Genomic DNA, 3,094 nt, shown 5'->3' with positions numbered 1-3,094 from the left:
GAACTGGCCGGGGGCGGGGGAGGGTCCGCCGGCGGCGCCGTTGCGGTTGTCCGCGTGCGGCAGGCCGCTCTGCGGGCCGGTCTGCGGCCCCTGGGGCGCGTTCTGCTGCGACTGGACGGGGGCCGCGCCCGGGACGGCGGCGAACGCACCGGTCTCGGTGCTGCCCGCCTCCAGGTCGCGGAGCTGCCCCTCCAGGTACACCTTCAGGCGGCTGCGGTACTCGCGCTCGAAGGCGCGCAGGTTGTCGACCTCGCGCTCCAGCTCCTCGCGCTGCTGCACGAGCGAGCCCATGACCTGGCGGTGCCGCTCCTGCGCGTCGCGGTCGAGGGCCTCGGCGCGCGAGCGGGCCTCGCTGACGATCTGGTCGGCCTGCCGGCGGGCCTTGCCGAGGATCTCCTCGGCCTCCCGGCGGGCGCGGCCGAGCGTCTCGTCGGCCTCCCGGCGCGCGTCGGCGATCGCCTGGTCGGCGGTCTGCTGCGCGAGCGCGAGCACGCGGGCCGCGGTGTCCATGTTGTCCTCGCCGGAGGGCGCGGGCGCCATGCCGAGGCCGCCGAGGGGCGCGGGCTCCGGCTCGGGCTGCGGCTGCGGCTCGGGACGGGGAGGCTCGGGGATCTTCTGCACGTCCGGCTTCGGCTCCACGATGGGAGCGGCCATGGCGGGAACCTTGCCGCGCAGGCACTCGGCCAGCTTGGCCCGCAGCTCCTCGTTCTCCTGGATGAGGCGGTCGAGCTCGGCCTCGACCTCGTCGAGGAAGGCGTCCACCTCCTCCTCGTCGTACCCCGGCCTCAGCCTGGTGGTACTGAACTGCTTGTTCCGCACGTCGGCGGGTGTCAGCGGCATGTTCTCGTCTCCTTGGCGCGCTTGGAGTCTGTCCCTGAAGGACGGTATCCGATCGGTCTAGGGACCGCCGAATATGGAGCCAATGACCATGATCAGGATCCAGACCACAAGGATGAGCACGGTGAAGCTGAGGTCCAGGGCAACGTTACCCAGCCGGACCGGCGGGATGAAACGCCTCAGCAGTTTCAGTGGCGGATCGGTGACGGTGTAGGTCGCCTCGGCGATCACCAGCACCACCCCGGACGGCTTCCATTGGCGGGCGAACGACTGCAGGACCTCCAGCACCAGCCTCCCGATCAGGAAGAGGAGGAAGAAGTACAGGAGGTACGTCAGTACCTGTCCAGCGATGTTCACGGATACTCTCTGCGACTCTCAGCTCTGGTTGAAGAACCCACGTTCCGCCATCCGGGCCTTGTCCTCCGCCGTCACCTCCACGTTGGCGGGCGACAGCAGGAACACCTTGTTCGTAACACGCTCAATGCTCCCGTGCAGGCCGAACACGAGACCCGCCGCGAAGTCGACCAGCCGCTTGGCGTCGCTGTCGACCATCTCGGTCAGATTCATGATCACCGGTGTGCCCTCCCTGAAGTGCTCGCCGATGGTCCGTGCCTCGTTGTAGGTCCTTGGATGCAGAGTAGTGATACGAGCGAGGTCGGTGGTACCGGACTCGTAGAGCGCCACGGAGCGTCGCTCTATGGTCGACGTGGAGTGATGGTCGCGATCCCGGTCCGCGGTCTCTTCCGCTCGGGTAAGCTGACCGCCGGATTCGTCCTCGCGACGACGGCTCTGACCGGGGTCGGTCTCGTCGTCGTAGACCTCGTACTCGTCGTAGTCGCCGTACTTGTCGTCGTAACGGTCGTCCTCCACAAGGCCGAGGTAGACCGCCATCTTGCGCATCGCGCTGGCCATACGCCCCTCCGTGTCCTGTGGTGGCGGCTCCGGGCGCGTCCGGTGCCGCCGGTGGACTCCTCCGACGTGGCGACCCGCGTTCCGGCAGGTACCACTGGGGGGACATTACCTGACGATTGCCCGTCGGCCGCCGAGCAACGCCGTACCGACCCGCAGGTGTGTCGCGCCGCACGCGATCGCCTGTTCCAAGTCGCCGCTCATACCCGCACTGACGATCCGGGCGCCCGGATGGTTCCTTCGCATCTCCTCCGCCACCCCCGCGAGCCGGGTGAAGGCGGGCAGCGGGTCGGCGCCGAGCGGCGCGACGGCCATCACACCGCCGAGCTCCAGGCCGGCGGCCGCCGCGATCGCGGCGGCCACCTCCGGCACCGCGCCGGGCGCCGCGCCGCCCCGGCCCTCGGCCGGGTCGTCGTCCAGCGACACCTGGACGAGGCAGCGCAGCGTGCGGCCGGCGCGGACGGCGGCGTCCGACAGGGCGGTGACCAGCCTGGGCCGGTCCACCGAGTGCACGACGTCGGCGTAGCCTGCCACCGCGCGGGCCTTGTTGGTCTGCAGCCTGCCGACGAAGTGCCAGGTCAGCGGGAGGCCGGCGCATTCGGCGGCCTTGGGGCGGGCCTCCTGGTCGCGGTTCTCGCCGACGTCGGCGAGGCCGAGTCCGGCCAGCAGCCGCACATCGGAGGCGGGGAAGGTCTTGGTCACCGCGATGAGGGTGATCTCGCCCTCGTCCCGGCCGGCGGCGGCACAGGCGGCGGCGATGCGGGCGCGCACGGCGGCGAGGGCCTCGGCCAGCTCCGCGCGGCGCTCCTCCGGGGTGAGGCTGCTCCCCCCGGTCACGCGCCGTCCTTCGACGTGGCGCCGTTGAGCCAGACATATCCGGCGAAGCGGCCGGTGCGGCCCTCGCGGCGGTAGGAGAAGAGGCCGGGGTCCTCGATGGTGCAGCGCGGGTCGACGGCGGCGGAGGCCACCCCGGCGGACGCGAGCTGCTCGGCGACGCCGGCGCGGATGTCGAGGCCGGGGGTGCCCCGAGAGGTGGTGGAGTACGCGGCCGGGACGACGGCGGCGACCTCGTCGCGCATCTCGGCGGGCACCTCGTAGCAGCGGCCGCACGCGGCGGGGCCGATCGCGGCGGTCATCCGCGCGGGGTCGGCGCCCCGCTCGCACATCGCCTTCACCAGCGCCGGGACGACCCCGGCGGCCGTGCCGGGACGGCCGGAGTGGGCGGCGCCGACGACCCCGGCGACGGGATCGGCCAGCAGTACGGGCGCGCAGTCGGCGACGAGGACGGCGAGGGCGAGGCCGGGGACGGTCGTGACGACGGCGTCGACGGGGCCGGGGGTCTCGGGGG

The 3,094-nt window shown here is 72.2% G+C and carries 5 protein-coding genes; all 5 read right to left on the bottom strand.

Going from position 1 to position 3,094, the window contains the following annotated elements:
• The coding region (locus E1284_RS39730) for a DivIVA domain-containing protein (RefSeq protein WP_243715032.1) at positions 1-840 on the bottom strand (840 nt) is incomplete at its 3' end.
• Between the two features lie 57 nt (positions 841-897).
• Positions 898-1,194 (bottom strand): YggT family protein, encoded by a 297-nt coding sequence (locus E1284_RS39725; RefSeq protein ID WP_067631098.1) that lies wholly within the window; start codon positions 1,192-1,194, stop codon positions 898-900.
• Between the two features lie 18 nt (positions 1,195-1,212).
• Positions 1,213-1,749, bottom strand: a complete 537-nt coding sequence (locus E1284_RS39720) for a cell division protein SepF (RefSeq protein WP_131945285.1) — start codon at positions 1,747-1,749, stop codon at positions 1,213-1,215.
• A gap of 105 nt (positions 1,750-1,854) precedes the next feature.
• Positions 1,855-2,583 carry a YggS family pyridoxal phosphate-dependent enzyme gene (locus E1284_RS39715; protein ID WP_131945284.1) on the bottom strand — a complete coding sequence of 243 codons (729 nt, stop codon included), beginning with the start codon at positions 2,581-2,583 and terminating at the stop codon, positions 1,855-1,857.
• Positions 2,580-3,094, bottom strand: a 515-nt coding sequence (locus tag E1284_RS39710) for a purine nucleoside phosphorylase YfiH/LACC1 family protein (RefSeq protein ID WP_131945283.1), incomplete at its 5' end; no start/stop codon positions are given. The genes E1284_RS39710 and E1284_RS39715, both read right to left, overlap by 4 nt.

This window comes from Actinomadura bangladeshensis (assembly GCF_004348335.1).
Lineage (GTDB): Bacteria > Actinomycetota > Actinomycetes > Streptosporangiales > Streptosporangiaceae > Spirillospora > Spirillospora bangladeshensis.
Note: the sequence above shows the minus strand (reverse complement) of the source record. Positions and strands in the feature narration are given on the sequence as shown.

What these genes read in the sequence shown, in the direction of transcription:
- E1284_RS39720 (WP_131945285.1), bottom strand. Translation starts at nt 1,749, where the DNA reads ATGGCCAGCGCGATGCGCAAGATGGCGGTCTACCTCGGCCTTGTGGAG.